Genomic DNA, 16,149 nt, shown 5'->3' with positions numbered 1-16,149 from the left:
GATCCCCGCCGTTCGGTTCGGGCGCGCGCGGCGGTGAGGGTCAGTTCAACAGGAGCGACAGCACCGTGGCGCCGCCGCCGACCAGCACGAGGGCGATGATGACGACCCACGCGATCACCCGCATCCGCACCTGGCGGCGGCCCTGGAACTCGCGGTACTCCGGATCGTCGCTCATCGGCCCTCCTCGGTCACGGTCGGCCCGAACACCGCCGGGAGCGTTCCGCGCGAGACGGCGCGCAGCTCGCTGAGCGGCACGGTGAACAGCCCCTGCACCTCGAGGGCGGGCTCGTCGCCGTCCGCGGCGCTGTCGGTCACTCCGATGCGGAGGACCGGGTAGTCGCGGCCGGCGCAGAGCCCGCGGAACTTGACGTCCTCCTCGCGCGGCACCGAGACGATCACGCGGCCGGTCGACTCCGAGAAGAGGGCGGATGCCGCATCCACCCCGTCGCGGTCCATGATCTCGGTGAGCCACACGCGGGCGCCGACGCCGAATCGCATGACGGTCTCGGCGAGAGCCTGTCCGAGCCCGCCCTCCGACAGGTCATGGGCGCTGGAGATGAGGCCCTGGTCGCTGCCGGCGCGCAAGAGCTCGGCGAGGCGCTTCTCGGCGGCGAGGTCGACGGCCGGCGGGCGTCCGCCGAGGTGCTCGTGCACGACCTGTGCCCAGGCGGAGCCGCTCAGCTCGTTGGCCGTGACGCCGAGCAGGTAGATGTTCTCGCCCGCGTCCTGCCATCCGGAGGGGATGCGGCGCGCGACGTCGTCGATGATGCCCATGACCCCGACGACCGGCGTCGGGTGGATCGGGGTGTCGCCGGTCTGGTTGTAGAAGCTGACGTTGCCGCCGGTGACCGGGATGCCGAGCTCGAGGCAGGCGTCGGAGAGCCCCTCGACGGCCTGCGAGAACTGCCACATGACCTCGGGGTTCTCCGGGCTGCCGAAGTTGAGGCAGTCGGTCACCGCCGTCGGGGTCGCGCCCGTGACGGCGACGTTCCGGTACGCCTCGGCGAGAGCGAGGCGCGCTCCCTGGTACGGGTCGAGCTGGCAGAAGCGGCCGTTGCAGTCGGTCGCGATCGCGAACCCGAGGCCGGACTCCTCGTCGACGCGGATCATGCCGGCGTCGTCGGGGAAGCTGAGGGCCGTGTTGCCGAGGACGTAGTAGTCGTACTGGTTCGTGATCCAGCTCGTGTCGGCGAGGTTCGGGCTGCCGAGGAGGGCCAGGAACTGCGCCTTGAGCGACTCCGCGTCGGTCGGCCGGGCGAGCGCGGCAGCCGAGTCGTGCTGCAGCGCGTCGAGCCAGCCGGGGTAGGCGACGGGGCGCTCGTACACCGGGCCGTCGACCGCGACCGTCGAGGGGTCGACATCCACGATCTGCTCGCCGTGCCAGTAGATCTTCAGACGCCCGTCGCCGGTGACCTCGCCGAGCACGCTGGTCTCGACATCCCACTTGCCGGTGACCGCGAGGAACGCGTCGAGCTTGTCGGGCGCGACGATCGCCATCATGCGCTCCTGGCTCTCGCTCATGAGGATCTCCTCGGGCGTGAGGGTGGGGTCGCGCAGCAGCACGTTCTCGAGGTCGACGCGCATTCCCGAGCCGCCGTTGGCGGCCAGCTCGCTCGTCGCGCACGAGATGCCGGCGGCGCCGAGGTCCTGGATCGCCTCGACGAGCTCGTCGCGGTAGAGCTCGAGGCAGCACTCGATGAGCACCTTCTCCGCGAACGGGTCGCCGACCTGCACGGCGGGGCGCTTGGTCGGGCCGCCGTCGGCGAAGGTGTCCGAGGCGAGGATGGATGCGCCGCCGATGCCGTCGCCGCCGGTGCGCGCACCGAAGAGCACGACCTTGTTGCCCGTACCGGATGCGTTGGCGAGCTTGAGGTCCTCGTGGCGGAGGACGCCGACCGCGAGCGCGTTGACGAGCGGGTTGCCCTGGTACACGGCGTCGAACACGGTCTCGCCGCCGATGTTCGGCAGGCCCAGGCAGTTGCCGTAGAAGGAGATGCCGCTGGTGACGCCGTGCACGACGCGCGCGGTGTCGGGGTTGTCGATCGCGCCGAAGCGGAGCTGGTCCATGACCGCGACCGGCCGCGCGCCCATCGAGATGATGTCGCGCACGATGCCCGCCGACGCCGGTGGCGGCGCCCTGGAACGGCTCGACGTAGCTCGGGTGGTTGTGCGACTCGACCTTGAAGGTGACCGCCCAGCCCTCGCCGATGTCGACGACGCCGGCGTTCTGGCCCATGCCGACCATGAGGCGGGTCTTCATCTCGTCGCTGACCTTCTGGCCGAACTGACGGAGGTAGATCTTGCTCGACTTGTAGGAGCAGTGCTCGCTCCACATGACCGAGTACATCGCCAGCTCGCCGCTCGTGGGGCGGCGGCCGAGGATCTCCTTGATCCGGGCGTACTCGTCGGGCTTCAGACCCAGAGCCGCGTACGGCTGCTCCTTGTCGGGCGTCGCCAGGGCGTTCTCGATGGTGTCGGCGACCGGGGCCGATACGGGGGTGCTCACGCGGCGTGACTCCAAGAATCGCGGATGGCCGGGGATGCGGCCCAGTCTAGCCTCGCAGCATCCCGCCCGCCCCGGTGTCCGCAAGGGCATCACCGACCGGCAGCGGGGCCTCGGGCGTCGTCTCGGCACGGCCGGCTGTCCGACGCGTGCGGCGCTGGTCGATGAGTGCGATCGCGGCGCCGGCCAGGAGCATCGCTGCGACCGTCCACAGCGCCATCATCGGACCCGCCGCAGGCTGTCCGGCGAACGTCGGCCGGGTGAAGAACGCGTAGTAGACGATGAGGGCGACCGCCATGCCGACAGCTGACCCCGTGCGTTGAGCGAACTGGATGAGCGAGCCGGCGATGCTCGCACGGTGCCCGGGGGCGAAGAGCAGAGTCCGAGCTTGGTTCGCGGGCGCGGCGAGTCCCGACCCGAACGAGCTCACCCCTAACAGCGCGGCGATGATCCAAGGGAGAGCGGCGGCGCCGGCCGCGGCGAAGGCGAATCCCATGCCGCCGAGTGCCAGGGCGCCCAGAGCGGCGCCCGCGGACACGGCCGTGCCGCTGGTGGAGGTCACGCGCGACGCGAGCCATGAGCCGAGCAGGCTCGCGCAGGCGGAGGGAAGCATCCAGAGAGAGGTCTCGAGCGGCGTGCGGCCCGCGATCTGTTGATAGGCCAGAGTCACGATCAGCGTCCCCGCGGTGGCGGCCGCGTGCATGCAGCCGGAGACGAGCACGCCGGGACCGAAGTGGGGCAGCCGCCACAGGGCGGGATCGATGAGCGCCTCGCCGCCCCGGCGTGCCACGCGGCGCTCGTGGAAGGCGAACAGGGTCAGCAGGCCGGCGCCGAGAAGCGTGAGCACATACGGCCAGACATCGGACGGGAGCGTGCCGGAGGACGTCGACAGCGGCGCGATGGCGAGGACGACACCGGCGCCTAGGAGCACCGCACCGGTGCGATCGAAGTCTCGGCGGGCCGTGGTGGGCGGCTCCTTCACCAGCATGGCCGCCAGGGGGACGATCACGACGCCGGCGGCCACCGTGATCAGGAACAGGAGGCGCCATCCCCATGCGTCGCCGGCGAGGTCCATCACGGCGCCCGCCAGCACCGGCGCGACGAGCGAGGTGAGTGTGGTGAGGGCCGCGAGAGCCGCCAGCGGCTTGGCGCGTTCTCCGGCCGGGAACATGCGCTGAATGATCCCCAGCACCTGAGGCATGAGCAGCCCCGCTCCCACGCCCTCGGCGATCCGCGCCGTGACGAGCCAGGCGACGTTCGGCGCTGCGGCGCCGGCGAGGCTCGCCACGACGAAGATCGTCGCGCCTGTCAGGAAGATTGTCCGTCGTCGGAGCACGTCGCCGATGCGTCCCGCCGGCACGAGCATCGCGGCGTACGCGATCGTGTAGCCCACGAGCATGAGTTGGACGGTGGCGGGCGATCCGCCCATGTCGTTCTGGATGGCGGGCAGGGCGACGCCGAGCTTCGATACGTCCAGTATCGTCAGCGCCGCCGCGGCGGCGAGGACCCAGAAGGTGCGCCAGCGACGTGGGCTCGCTGCCGACACGGCATCGGTACCTGCGGACACGTTCCGCCTTCCGTCGCGAAGAAACACTGAAGAAACATCAAGACCATATAACAGTATTGGACTACCAAAACACACTACGGGATTGGGGATAGCGTGACGCAGCGCACGGCAGTGATCATGATCGACATGCAGAACATGTACCTGCAGCAGGAGCGCCGCAGCGCGCTCGGCTGGCCGCCCATCTGGAACTTCGACACCGTCGTCGCTGAATGCGCCGCGCTGCTGTCGTTCGCCCGCGACGCTCGCGTGCCCGTGATCTACACGCGGCAGACCTCTCGTGCCGATGGCGCCGATGCGACGCCGAGCATGCGGCGTCTGCTCGCGGACCACGGTGCGACGACCGACTCGCCGATCGGTGCGGAGGAGGAATGGGGGTCGCAGATCCTGAATGCGGTTGCGCCGAAGCCGGGCGACATCGTGATCGAGAAGCACCGATGGGACGCCTTCTTCAACACCGATCTCGACCCGATCCTGCGCAACCTCGACGTCACGCGTCTCGTGGTCGCCGGACTCCAGACCAACGTCTGCGTCGAGACGACCTCGCGCACCGGCATGATGAAGAACTTCGATGTCGCGGTTCCCGAGGATGCCGTGTCGACCGACGGAGAGGTGCTGCACCGCAACGCGCTCGACGCACTGCGGGTGCTGTATGTGGAGGTCGCCCCGTGGCGGGAGCTGCTGGCACCGGTCGCCCCGTGGGAGCGGCGTTTCACCACTCCTGGCTATGGTCGCGCCCCGGAGGACATGGCGCTCATCGAGTCATGAGCGCGCAGTGCCGAGGGGTGCCGTCGTCGACGCGTCAGGCGCGGTCGGGGACGGCGCCCGTGAGCGCCTCCGGAACCGGGATGTCGGGGTTCTCCAGGACGACGCGCAGTTCGTCGAGCCACTCGAGCATGAGGTTCGTCTGGCGCAGCCATAGCGTGTAGAGCGCGCGGCGGTTGCGCCAGACGGCGTTGTCGGGATCGTCGCGCTCCTGCTCCCAGTGGCTCAGCAGGTGCGACAGGCTGAACTGCCGCTGTCGCTGGAAGGTGATCTCCGAATTGAGCAGGTAGTCGGCGTCGGCGCGATCGAGCACCCACAGGTTGAGCAGTCGGAGCATCGCATCGTCGCGGATGCCGTGGTCGGGCTGATCGTGCAGGAGCCAGCGTTGGAGCTCGGCCACTCCGTTGTCGTTGATGATGTAGCTGGTCCGGCCGCGCTCGTTGCGCTCCGTGATGTCGATCAGGCCGAGCTGTTCCATGCGCGCGAGCTCCGAGTACACCTGGGACGGGCTGGCGTGCCACGCGCGATCGTTGACGTCGCTGAAGCTGGCGTTGAGCTCGTAGCCGGTGCGTGGCTTGCCCCGTGAAAGGGCCGCCAGGATCGCGTGCCGAAGCGCCACTATGAGTCCTTTCTCAGATGTTCGAACCCCTGCGCGGGGCGGAGCACTCTGCTCATGCTATGCGCGAGGCTTCCCTTCTCGCGCCTCGCGGCGGCCGGGGTCGATGTGTCATCCCAAGGAAACACATCCGAAATAGTGTGCCGGTAATAATTCCAATTATGGACTACAAAGCCATACCGCAGAATCGGCTTACGCGACTCGTGGTCGGTCGATTGGCGATGACGATCATCACCGGTCTGTTCGTGGCCGTGGTCGTGTTCTTCGCGATCCGGGCGATCCCCGGCGATCCGGCGCTCACGATACTCGGGACCGACAGCACGCTGGAGGAGCGGGCGAAGCTGCGCTCCGTCATGGGGCTGGATCAGCCGCTTCCCGTTCAGTTCGGATTGTGGCTGGAGCACGTTCTCCGCGGCGACCTCGGCTACTCCTACAGCCAGGGGCGCCCGGTCGCCGACATCATCGGACCCGCGCTGCAGAACACGGTGATGCTGGGCCTCGCCGCGAGCATCCTCGCCATCGTCCTCGCCCTCGCGATGGGCAACCTCGCGACCTCGCGGTGGACGCCGGTCCGGCGAGCGTCCGACGCCGCGGAGGCGCTCTTCCTCTCGGCGCCGCAGTACACGGTGGCGCTGCTCCTGCTCACCGTCTTCGCCGTGCTGCTCCCCCGTGTTCCCCGCCGGCGGCGTCGGCACGCGGGGTGACGGCTCGTTCGGAGACGTCTCCGCGCACCTCGCCCTCCCCGCCCTGGCTCTGGCGCTCGCCCCCGGCGCGCAGATGGCCCGCTCACTGAAGACATCCATCTCCACGCTGCAGGCCACGGAGCTGCTCCCCACGCTCCGCGCCCGCGGTCTGTCGCCGTGGCGGCTCGCTCTGCACACGCACCACAACGCCCTTCCCCCGATGGTCACGGTCCTCGGCATCCAGGTGGGCTCGATGCTGGGCGGAGCCCTGTTCGTCGAGCAGATCTTCAGCATCCCCGGTCTGGGGGCGCTCATCGTCCAGTCGGTGGGCCTGCGTGACTACACCTTGGTGCAGGCGGTCGCGCTGGTGATCGCGCTCATCTTCGTCGTGGTGCTGCTCGTCGCCGACGTCGTCAACGCTCTGCTCGATCCGCGAATCAGAAAGGGACGCGCATGACCGATGTGGTCCTCAAGGCTCCGGTGCCCACCGCAGCCACCCCTCGTTTCACACGTCGCTCGCTGCTCAGCCGGATGCCGCTGCGATCGAAGCTCGCGCTCGGCGTCATCGCGCTGCTCGCACTGCTCGCGGTCGCCGCACCGTTCCTGCCGCTGGACGACCCGCTCACCGGAGACCTTTCACAACGCCTGCTGCCGTTCTTCAGCGACGGACATGTGCTCGGCACCGACACGCAGGGGCGGGACATGCTGAGCAGGCTGGTGTTCGCGATGCGGACCTCGTTGTTCGCCGGCGTCGCGCCGATCCTGATCGCGACGGCCGTGGGCCTGGCCATCGGCACCCTGGCCGGCCTGTCGAACGGCGTCGTCAACACGGTGCTGATGCGCGGTGTCGATCTGCTCTTCGCCTTTCCCGGGGTCCTGCTCGCGCTGCTGCTCGCCATCGCGCTCGGCGTGGGCCTCGGCACTCTCATCCTCGCGCTGAGCTTCGTCTGGATCGCTCCGGTCGCGCGCATCGCCGAAACCGAGGTCGCGCGCATCCGAGAGCTCGACTTCGTCACCGTGGCTCGCGCCTCCGGCGCCTCCGGCCGCGCGATCCTCGTCAAGCAGATCGTGCCCGTGGCGCTCCCCGCCGTGCTGGCCTACTCCACCTCTCTCGTCGGAGCCAACGTGGCCATCGCCGGCGGGCTCGGGTTCATCGGCCTCGGCGTGCCCTCGCCACAGCCCGAGCTCGGCTCGATCCTCTACGAGATGCAGGCCGCCGTCTACAGCGATCCGGCGCTCGCGCTGACTCCGGTCGTCGTCATCCTGCTGCTGTCGATGCTGTTCCCGATCGTGGGCGACGGCTTCCGCGACGCCATCTCGGGTCGGGGGCAGCGCTCATGAGCGACCTGCTCTCCGCCGTGCCGGCCGGCGGGCTCACGCCCGACATCCCGCTGGTGCTGGACGCGACCGACATCCGCGTCGCCTTCCCGCGACCCGGCCGCACGCCCGTCCGGGTCATCGATGGGCTCGGGCTCGGGCTCGAACGCGGCCAGGTGACCGTGCTCCTCGGGGAGTCCGGCAGCGGCAAGACCGTCTTCGCCCGGGCCATCACCGGCCTGGCGGCGCACAGCGCGACGGTGACCGGCAGCTCGGTCTTCGACGGGACCGATCTCGTCGCCGCCTCTGCGTCTCAGCTGCGTGACATCCACGGCGACCGGATCGGGATGGTTCCACAGGACCCCAACGCCTCTCTCGATCCCATGCGGCGCATCGGCGCGCAGATCTGCGAGACGCTGTTGCAGCATCGGCAGGTGCCGGACCGGACGGTCGCGAGGCGGCGAGCGATCGAGCTGCTCGCACAGGTGCAGATCCGCGAGCCGGAACGGGTCGTGCGTTGTTATCCGCACGAGGTGTCGGGCGGAATGCGCCAGCGGATCGCGATCGCGATCGCGATCAGCTGCAACCCCGAGCTGATCGTCGCGGACGAGCCCTCCAGCGCGCTCGATGCCTCCGTCGGGGCGCACGTCGTCGGCCTTCTGGACGATCTGCGACGTCGGCTGCGCACCGCCATCCTCTTCATCACCCACGACATCGGCATCGCCGCGCTCGTCGCCTCGCAGCCGCAAGACCGCGTGGCCGTCATGCTCGCGGGACAGATCGTCGAGCTCGGATTCGCGCCGGCCGTGCTGCGCACGCCGCGACACGGCTACACCCGCGCCCTGCTCGCGGCCGAGCCCTCCGCCGCCGTCGCGCGCGGACACCTCGCTCTGGTGCCGGACGATGTCCGGGCCCGCCGTGACTGGGGCCCGTTGCGTGAAGTCGCCCCTGGACACGCTGTCGCCGACGGAGAGGCCGCATCATGAACACCGTCCTTCGAGGCACGGGCATCGGCAAGCGATTCGGTGACTACACCGCGCTCGACGACGTCGGATTCCGCATCGAGGCCGGCCGCACGCTGGGCGTCGTCGGCGAGTCGGGCAGCGGGAAGTCCACACTCGGACGCATCGTCATGCGTCTGATGAACCCGGACGCGGGCACAGTGGAGCTCGACGGGCGCGACCTGTTCTCGCTCAGCAGGTCCGCGCTGCGTCGGGCTCGACGCGAGATCCAGCTGGTTCCGCAGGACCCGCGCAACGCGCTGAACCCGACCATGACCGTGCGGGAGAGTCTCGAGTTCCAGTTCGCGGCGCAGTCCCTGCCTCGAAAGGACTGGCGAAGCCTGACCGCAGATCTGCTCCAGACCGTCGCCCTGCCGCTCGACTACGCCCATGCCTATCCGCACGAGCTGTCCGGCGGCCAGGCGCAGCGCATCGCGATCGCGCGGGCCATCGCCGGGCGTCCGAAGGTGCTGGTCTGCGATGAGGCCGTCTCCGCGCTCGACAAGTCGGTGCAGGCCCAGGTCCTCAACACCTTCGCCCAGCTGCAGCTCGAGCTCGGCGTCGCGATGTTCTTCATCACGCACGACCTCGCGGTCGTCGAGCACATCGCCGACGACGTCCTCGTCCTCAACCGGGGCCGGCTCGTGGAGGCCGGTCGCACGACCGACGTCCTCGCCGCGCCACGGGACCCATACACCCAAGAGCTTCTCGCGGCACGACACCCGGTCGGCCCGTGAAGAGCACCACCCTCCCATCCGCACACCACTGAACCCCTCTGAGGAGACACATGCCATTCCCCTCGTTCCTCCGATCCCGGCGTCGCCTGGCGGTCGCCGGAGTCACTCTCGCCGTCGCGCTGACGCTCGCGGCATGCGCCGGCGGGTCAGGCTCGAAGGGAGCCGATGACCAAGAGCTGGTCATCGGCTCGCAGATGGCCTCGTTCCCGAGCCTCGACACCGGCGCCATCACGACCGCCGGCTACGAGGGCCAGCGACTGATCGGCAACCTGGTCTACGAAGGCCTCACCAAGCGTGACGTCTCCGATCCGAACGCTCCAGCCGGTGTGGCGCCCGCGCTCGCCGCCTCCTGGAAGGTCTCGGACGACGGCCTGACGTACACGTTCGACCTGCAGAAGGGCGTGAAGTTCCACGACGGCACCGACTGGAACGCCGACGCCCTGCTGTACAACATCCACCGGTACATGGACTCGTCGGACCCGCACTACGACCCGGTGCTGATCACCTATTACACCGTCCTCACCTACGTCGACTCCGTGAAGAAGGTCGACGACTCGACGGTCGCGTTCACGCTGAAGAAGCCGTTCGCCTTCTTCCTCGCGGACCTCTACAACGTGTACTTCGCCAGCCCCACCTCTCTCGACAAGGACGGCTCCGCGGGCCAGGCGTCTCACCCCGTCGGAACCGGTCCGTTCGTCTTCGACGAACTCCAGCAGAACCAGTCCATCTCGTTCACTCGAAACGACCACTACTGGGGACGCGAGCCCAAGCTCGAGCGGATCACCGTGACCCTGATCCCCGATCCTTCCGCCCGCACCGCCGCTCTCCGTTCCGGCCGCGTCGACTGGATCGAAGCCGCGCAGCCCGACGACCTCGCCGGTCTGAAGTCGGCCGGTTTCGTCGCCACCGGGAACGCCTTCGACTGGGAGTGGTCGTGGCAGCTCATGACGGGGCAGAAGCCGTTCGACGACATCCGTGTCCGGCAGGCCATGAACTATGCGATCGACCGCAAGGCCATCGCGGACGACCTGCTCCACGGAACCGCGGTTCCCGCGTACCAGATGTTCGCTGCCGCGAGCCCGTACTACACGGACGCCGACAACATCTACTCCTACGATCCCGACAAGGCGAAGGCTCTGCTGACCGCAGCGGGGTACCCCGACGGCGTCGACGTGACGGTCGGCTACATCACGGCGGGATCGGGCTCGATGCAGGCGAAGGCCATGAACGAGGCGCTGCAGGCCCAGCTGGCGAAGGTCGGATTCCGGGTCACTCTCGCGCCGGTGGACTTCTCGGGCATGTATGCGAAGCTCGGCGCGGGGAACACCGGATGGCAGGCCGCCAACCAGGCGTTCAGCCTTGAGCAGCCCTCCAGCTGGAAGGGCTTCTGGTTCGGATGCGACGGCAACTTCTTCGGCTACTGCAACAAGGACGCCGAAGCGCTCTACGACCAGGCTCTCGGAACCGTCGACGATGCGAAACGCGCCGCGCTTCTGACGCAGGTCGGCCACCTCGTGACCGAGGATGCGGCCTGGCTCTTCGTCGTGAACGACACCGCACCGCGCGCGATGTCGTCGGCCGTCAAGGGATTCCAGCAGCCCAAGAGCTGGTGGATCGACTTCACGGACGTCTACATGGAGAAATGACGTCGAGGTGTGACGCCTGACCGGTGCCCCGCGGCCCCCGGCACTCATGCCGGGGGCCGCGGGGCACCGCCATTGCCGGGGGTGGCGACCGGGTGCTCAGTCGCCCTTCACGTTGACGAGCTGGCGCAGCGCGTGCCTGATCGTCACGAGGTCCTCCGCATCCGTCATCACCCGGTCGATCGGCTTGTAGGCCTGCGGGATCTCGTCGATGAACGCGTCGGTGTCGCGGAACTCGATCCCCGCCATGGCCTCACGCAGCTGGTCGTGCGAGAACGTCCGCCGTGCGGCGGAACGGGAGTACTCGCGACCGGCCCCGTGCGGCGAGGAGTTCAGCGACAGCGGGTTGCCGCGCCCCTCCACGACGTAGGACGCCGTGCCCATCGATCCCGGGATGAGGCCGGGGCGACCCGCATCCGCCTGGATGGCCCCCTTGCGGGAGACCCACACGTCCTTGCCGAAGTGGCGCTCGTGCTGCGTGAAGTTGTGGTGGCAGTTGATCCGCTCGTGCTCGATGACGGTCTCGCCGAGGAACTCGCCGAGCTGGCGCGCGACGCGGTCCATCATCTCCTCCCGGTTCAGCAGCGCGAAGTGCTGCGCCCACTTCAGCTCTCGGATGTACCGCGTGAACTCGGGCGTGCCCTCCACGAGGTAGGCGAGGTCACGGTCGGGCAGGTCGATCCACCACTGCGTCGCGAGGCGCTGCGCGACCGCGATATGGTGCGTGGCGATCTTGTTGCCGATGCCGCGCGAGCCGGAGTGCAGGAACATCCAGACGCGGTCGAGCTCGTCCACCGACACCTCGATGAAGTGGTTGCCCGAGCCGAGGGATCCCAGCTGGAGCCGCCAGTGACCCGCGTAGGTCGCCGGGTCGAATCCGGATGCGGCTGCCCGGTCTTCGAGCTCGGCGATCCGCGGCTCGGCCGTGGCGACCACCTTGCGGTTGTCGCGGCCGGCCGACAGGGGGACGGCGCGCTCGATGGCCTCACGCAGCGGCGCGAGGTCGCGACCGGCGAGCTGCGTGAGCTCGAACTGGGTGCGGACGGCGGTCATGCCGCATCCGATGTCGACGCCGACGGCCGCCGGCATGATGGCGCCGAGCGTCGGGATCACCGAGCCGACCGTCGCGCCCTTGCCCAGGTGAGCGTCGGGCATGAGCGCGATGTGCGGGTGGATGAACGGCATCCGTGCCGAGGTGCGAGCCTGATCGAGCGTCTTCTCGTCGATCAGGCTCGCCCACGACAGGAGCCGTGCGGAGAGCTTCTCCATGGTTCCTTTCCTTGCGTGGCGGTGGACCAGCCGGTCCGGGAGTTCCTCCCCGCGGAAAGAAAAACGCCCCGGACCTGTCGGTGCGGGGCGTGGGACGGATGCCGTCACATGCTGCGCGCCGGAGGGTACGACTCATAGCGGTCGTTGCGCTTCGCAAGAAGCTGCAGGACCGCGTCCTGACGCAGGCGGTCGCGTGCGTTCATGGGTCGTCTCCTCGGCTGATGCTGCGCCCGGTGGGGCACAGCCTTCCGAGAGTAGGGGGTGGCGGATGCGGCGTCAACCGTGCGGCGTGTCGGGACGCCCGTGACGGTCATCGCTGCGAGCCCCCTCGCACGGTTGTCGCGATGACGCGCGCGGCTTCGTCGGCCATGCGGTCGAGACCATCGGAACTCGGGTGCACGTGGTCGCCCCCGTTGTAGGCGGGCGCCAGCTGCCCGGGCGCGGCCGCGTCCCGGAGCGCGGCATCGAAGTCGATGACCGGCGCACCCGAGTGTCGGCGCATCCACTCGTTCACCGCCACACGGATCTCCTCGCGAGCCGCGTCGAACCCGGCTGCAGGGAGGAAGGGGATGATCGTGGCGAGGATGACGTCGAGCCCGGCGGCCCGCGCCCGGCCCGCTACGTCTTCGAGCGCGTGGATCAGCTCGTCGAGCGTCGGCGTGTCGTGACACTCGATGTCATCAGACCGCCCGCCTGTGTCACGCAAGGCCGGTCTGTGTCACTCGAACGCGTTCTCGACACGGGAGGTCTTGACCGAGCCTCGCTCCCTCGCTAACGTACAACCAAATGGTTGCACGAATGGAACTCACGGATGACGAGCTGGACCGCCTCTTCCACGCGCTCGCCGCGTCGACGCGGCGCGACATCCTTCGGCGGACGATCGTGGCGGAACAGTCCGTCTCGGCCCTCGCGGCCGACTACGACATGTCGTTCGCGGCGGTGCAGAAGCACGTCGCCGTGCTGGAGGCGGCCGGCCTCATCGTCAAGCGGGCCGAGGGGCGCGAGCGGCTCGTGCGCGCCCCGACCCCGCCATGATCGCCCGCGCCCGTGCGCTCCTCAGCCGTTATGAAGACCTGTGGCGCGCACGCATCGACCGCCTCGACGCCCTGCTCGCCGAGCCCGAAGACTGATCCCTCATCGACATCCCACCCCCCCGCGAAGGAGCACGACATGCCCGTCACCGACATCACGACCGACCCTGAAGCCCTCACGATGACGTTGGTCGCCGACGTCGACGCGCCGGTCGACAGGCTGTGGCGCGCGTTCACGCAACCGCGGCAGCTGGAGCGCTTCTGGGGCCCTCCGGGGTGGCCCGCCCGGTTCACCGCCTTCGATCTGCGCCCCGGCGGACGAGTGGACTACGCCATGGCGGGCCCCCGCGGCGAGTCCTCGCGTGGCTCGTGGGAGGTGCTGAATGTGACCGAGGGCGAGTCCTTCGAGGTTCTCGACAGCTTCATCGGCGAGGACGGCGAGGCGCTGGACGGCTTCCCCGCGATGCGCATGGTCTTCACGTTCACCCCGACCGCTGACGGCTCGCGCCTGACGAACGTCACCTACTTCACCTCGCTCGAGAGCCTCGAGCAGGTCGTCGCGATGGGCGCCCTCGAAGGCTCGCGCCTGGCGATGAACCAGCTGGATGTCGTCCTGAGCGATCTCCGCGAATACGCACGGGGCAAGGGCACTCGCACCGAGGTCCTCACGGACCAGCACGTCCGCATCTCGCGCCTGATCGAGGGGTCGCAGGACCTCGTCTGGCGGGCGCACACCGAGCCGGAGCTCATGCGGCAGTGGCTTCTCGGGCCCGAGGGATGGCGCATGACCGTGTGCGAGATCGACCCGATCGCCGGCGGCTCGTACCGGTACGCGTGGGCTCCGGAGGGGGGCACCGAGGGCGAGGCGTTCGGCTTCGACGGCGAGGCGCTGCTGGTCGAGCCGATCCGGCGCATGGTGTCGACCGAGCACATGACCGGAACCGACTTCCCCGCGACGCTCAACGACCTCTCGCTGTACGAGGAGGACGGGGTGACCCTTCTCACGCTCGTGATCGAGTACCCGGACGCCGCGACCCGCGACACCGTGCTCGCGACCGGCATGACCGACGGCATGGAGGCCTCGTACGCCCGCCTCGAGCGGCTGCTTGCCGCATCCGCCTGACCGCGAGACCAGTCCCGCGCGCCGAGACCGGTGGGAAACCCGCCGGTCTCGGCGCCGCGGACTGGTCTCGCGGCCAACCGCGGGCTGGTCTCGCGGCCGGGGCGGGGCGGGGGAGGGGTCGGGCTGCTATGGTGGGAGCGGCGCCTAGCGCCTGCGTCGTCGATACGCTGCCCCGGTCTCGCACCGCTGGGCCTCTTCTCGAGCGGCGAAACGATGCGCGAATCCGCGCCGTCGCCCACCTCAGCGATCACGAATGATCGCTTCATCCGAAAGCATCTCCATGCCTACCTTCACCGATCTCGGCGTGCCCGCACGCCTGGCCGCCGTCCTCACCGCGAGCGGCAAGACCGACCCGTTCCCGATCCAGCAGAGCACCCTGCCGGACTCCCTCGCCGGCCGCGACGTCCTCGGCCGTGGCCGCACCGGCAGCGGCAAGACCCTCGCGTTCTCGCTGCCCATGGTCGCCCGCCTCGAGGGCGGACGTCGCACTGCGGGCCACCCCAGCGGCCTCGTGCTCGCGCCCACCCGTGAGCTCGCCACCCAGATCGCGGCGACTCTGACCCCGCTGGCGGATGTCGCGGGCCTGCGGGTCACGACCATCTTCGGCGGCGTGAGCCAGAAGCCGCAGGAGCAGGCCCTCCGCGCCGGCGTCGACATCGTCGTGGCCTGCCCGGGCCGGCTCGACGACCTCATGAAGCAGAAGCTCATCCACCTCGACCGGGTCGAGATCACCGTGCTCGACGAAGCCGATCACATGGCCGACCTGGGCTTCCTTCCGGTCGTCACGCGCATCCTGAAGGCGACGCCCACGGGCGGTCAGCGCATGCTGTTCAGCGCGACCCTCGACCGCGGCATCGACGGCCTCGTCCGCTCGTTCCTGCAGAACGAGGTGCGCCACGAGGTCGACGAGTCCAGCGTCCCCGCCGCCGCGATGACCCACCGCGTGCTGCTCGTCGCCGACGACGCCAAGAACGACCTCGTCCGCGCCCTCGCCTCGGGCACGGGCCGCCGCATCCTCTTCACCCGCACGAAGCACCAGGCCAAGAAGCTGGCGAAGCAGCTGACGGCTGCCGGCATCCCCGCCGTCGACCTGCAGGGAAACCTGTCGCAGAACGCACGCGAGCGCAACCTCGCGGCGTTCAGCGAGTCGGCCGACAAGGGCGGTGTCCGCGTGCTCGTCGCGACGGATGTCGCCGCCCGCGGCGTGCACGTCGACGGCGTCGAGCTCGTCGTGCACGTCGAGCCGCCGACCGAGCACAAGGCGTATCTGCACCGCTCCGGCCGCACGGCCCGCGCCGGCGCGGAGGGCACGGTCGTCACGGTCGTGCTGCCTTCGCAGAAGCGCGACGTCAGCCTCATGCTGAAGCAGGCCGCCATCACCGCCGGTTTCGAGCCGGTGGATGCGGCGTCCCCCATCGTCGCCGAGCTCGTCGGCGAGATCGCCCCGCACGTCACGCCCGCGCCGGTCTCGGCGCAGCCGGCGGCGGGACGCGGCTCGGGCGTCCGCGGCGGCGGCCAGGGCCAGCGCCGCTCCGGCGGGCAGGGCCAGGGCCGCGGCGGACAGGCCCGGACCGGCCAGGCGCAGGGTCGCTCGGGCCAGGCCCGCGCGGGACAGGGCGAGCCCCGTGCGGCCCAGTCGTCGCAGGGTCGCAACGGTCAGCCGTCGCAGGGCCGGGCGGGCCAGGGCGGCCAGCCGCGCACGGCGCAGGCGGGCCAGACCCGCACCGGCGGGTCGCAGCGTCCCGCGGGCGGCGCACGCCGCTCCGGGCGCCGGGCGCAGACCTCCGGCGGGTCGACGACCGTCTGGTCGAGCTCCAGCTCCAGCCGCTGAGGCGGCAGCGCCGTCCGGCCCCGGCCGGTGCGTGCGCATAACTCAGGCAGAACCGCCCTCTCGGGC

General features: G+C 69.8%; 14 protein-coding genes and 2 pseudogenes. 10 read left to right on the top strand and 6 right to left on the bottom strand.

All coding sequences use genetic code 11. The features are described from left to right. Window positions 1-40: 40 nt before the first annotated feature. The 3 genes and pseudogenes from QE381_RS10280 to QE381_RS10270 all read right to left on the bottom strand — a co-directional run bounded on the left by QE381_RS10280 (window position 41) and on the right by QE381_RS10270 (window position 4,070). A complete protein-coding gene (locus QE381_RS10280) occupies window positions 41-175 on the bottom strand; it encodes a hypothetical protein (RefSeq protein ID WP_307217874.1) in 135 nt (44 codons plus the stop codon). Further along, a pseudogene (gene purL / locus QE381_RS10275) lies at window positions 172-2,506 on the bottom strand (phosphoribosylformylglycinamidine synthase subunit PurL). The gene QE381_RS10280 and the pseudogene purL overlap by 4 nt, the downstream one beginning before the upstream one ends. A gap of 46 nt (window positions 2,507-2,552) precedes the next feature. Next, a complete protein-coding gene (locus QE381_RS10270) occupies window positions 2,553-4,070 on the bottom strand; it encodes an MFS transporter (protein WP_307217873.1) in 1,518 nt (505 codons plus the stop codon). 93 nt (window positions 4,071-4,163) lie between these two features. Here QE381_RS10270 and QE381_RS10265 point away from each other — a divergent pair, with 93 nt between their 5' ends. Further along, window positions 4,164-4,835 carry a cysteine hydrolase family protein gene (locus tag QE381_RS10265; protein WP_307217871.1) on the top strand — a complete coding sequence of 224 codons (672 nt, stop codon included), beginning with the start codon at window positions 4,164-4,166 and terminating at the stop codon, window positions 4,833-4,835. A 34-nt stretch (window positions 4,836-4,869) separates the two neighbouring features. Here QE381_RS10265 and QE381_RS10260 read toward each other — a convergent pair whose 3' ends face one another. After that, the gene (locus QE381_RS10260) at window positions 4,870-5,451 is read right to left on the bottom strand and encodes a PadR family transcriptional regulator (RefSeq protein WP_307217870.1); all 582 of its coding nucleotides are present in this window, start codon (window positions 5,449-5,451) and stop codon (window positions 4,870-4,872) included. Between the two features lie 17 nt (window positions 5,452-5,468). Between QE381_RS10260 and QE381_RS10255 the strand changes: the two genes are divergently transcribed. From QE381_RS10255 to QE381_RS10230, 6 genes are read left to right on the top strand one after another with little or no spacing between them, the layout of a single operon-like run. Then, window positions 5,469-6,152: an ABC transporter permease gene (locus QE381_RS10255; RefSeq protein ID WP_307217868.1), complete on the top strand. Its 684-nt coding sequence runs from the start codon at window positions 5,469-5,471 to the stop codon at window positions 6,150-6,152. Continuing rightward, the gene (locus tag QE381_RS10250) at window positions 6,118-6,588 is read left to right on the top strand and encodes an ABC transporter permease (protein ID WP_307217866.1); all 471 of its coding nucleotides are present in this window, start codon (window positions 6,118-6,120) and stop codon (window positions 6,586-6,588) included. The genes QE381_RS10255 and QE381_RS10250 overlap by 35 nt, the downstream gene beginning before the upstream one ends. After that, complete coding sequence (locus tag QE381_RS10245; RefSeq protein ID WP_307217864.1) at window positions 6,585-7,472, top strand: ABC transporter permease; 888 nt, start codon at window positions 6,585-6,587, stop codon at window positions 7,470-7,472. Before QE381_RS10250 ends, QE381_RS10245 begins: the two co-directional genes overlap by 4 nt. After that, entirely contained in the window at window positions 7,469-8,434 is a 966-nt protein-coding gene (locus QE381_RS10240; protein ID WP_307217862.1) for an ABC transporter ATP-binding protein, read from the top strand. Before QE381_RS10245 ends, QE381_RS10240 begins: the two co-directional genes overlap by 4 nt. Then, window positions 8,431-9,186 (top strand): ABC transporter ATP-binding protein, encoded by a 756-nt coding sequence (locus QE381_RS10235; protein WP_307217860.1) that lies wholly within the window; start codon window positions 8,431-8,433, stop codon window positions 9,184-9,186. The genes QE381_RS10240 and QE381_RS10235 overlap by 4 nt, the downstream gene beginning before the upstream one ends. 50 nt (window positions 9,187-9,236) lie before the next feature. Continuing rightward, window positions 9,237-10,832: an ABC transporter substrate-binding protein gene (locus QE381_RS10230; RefSeq protein WP_307217859.1), complete on the top strand. Its 1,596-nt coding sequence runs from the start codon at window positions 9,237-9,239 to the stop codon at window positions 10,830-10,832. 96 nt (window positions 10,833-10,928) lie between these two features. Here QE381_RS10230 and QE381_RS10225 read toward each other — a convergent pair whose 3' ends face one another. Beyond that, window positions 10,929-12,098 carry an RtcB family protein gene (locus QE381_RS10225; protein WP_307217857.1) on the bottom strand — a complete coding sequence of 390 codons (1,170 nt, stop codon included), beginning with the start codon at window positions 12,096-12,098 and terminating at the stop codon, window positions 10,929-10,931. 310 nt (window positions 12,099-12,408) lie between these two features. Then, window positions 12,409-12,804: an SGNH/GDSL hydrolase family protein gene (locus QE381_RS10220; RefSeq protein WP_307217856.1), complete on the bottom strand. Its 396-nt coding sequence runs from the start codon at window positions 12,802-12,804 to the stop codon at window positions 12,409-12,411. A gap of 80 nt (window positions 12,805-12,884) precedes the next feature. Between QE381_RS10220 and QE381_RS10215 the strand changes: the two are divergent. From QE381_RS10215 to QE381_RS10205, 3 genes and pseudogenes are all read left to right on the top strand, one after another. Beyond that, window positions 12,885-13,228: pseudogene (locus tag QE381_RS10215) on the top strand (ArsR/SmtB family transcription factor). A gap of 40 nt (window positions 13,229-13,268) precedes the next feature. Continuing rightward, complete coding sequence (locus tag QE381_RS10210; RefSeq protein WP_307217854.1) at window positions 13,269-14,252, top strand: SRPBCC family protein; 984 nt, start codon at window positions 13,269-13,271, stop codon at window positions 14,250-14,252. A gap of 280 nt (window positions 14,253-14,532) precedes the next feature. Beyond that, window positions 14,533-16,083, top strand: a complete 1,551-nt coding sequence (locus QE381_RS10205) for a DEAD/DEAH box helicase (protein WP_307217852.1) — start codon at window positions 14,533-14,535, stop codon at window positions 16,081-16,083. Window positions 16,084-16,149 lie beyond the last annotated feature (66 nt).

The organism is Microbacterium sp. SORGH_AS_0888, from assembly GCF_030818905.1.
In the GTDB taxonomy this organism is placed as follows: domain Bacteria; phylum Actinomycetota; class Actinomycetes; order Actinomycetales; family Microbacteriaceae; genus Microbacterium.
This window is presented reverse-complemented; position numbering and strand designations above follow the sequence as displayed.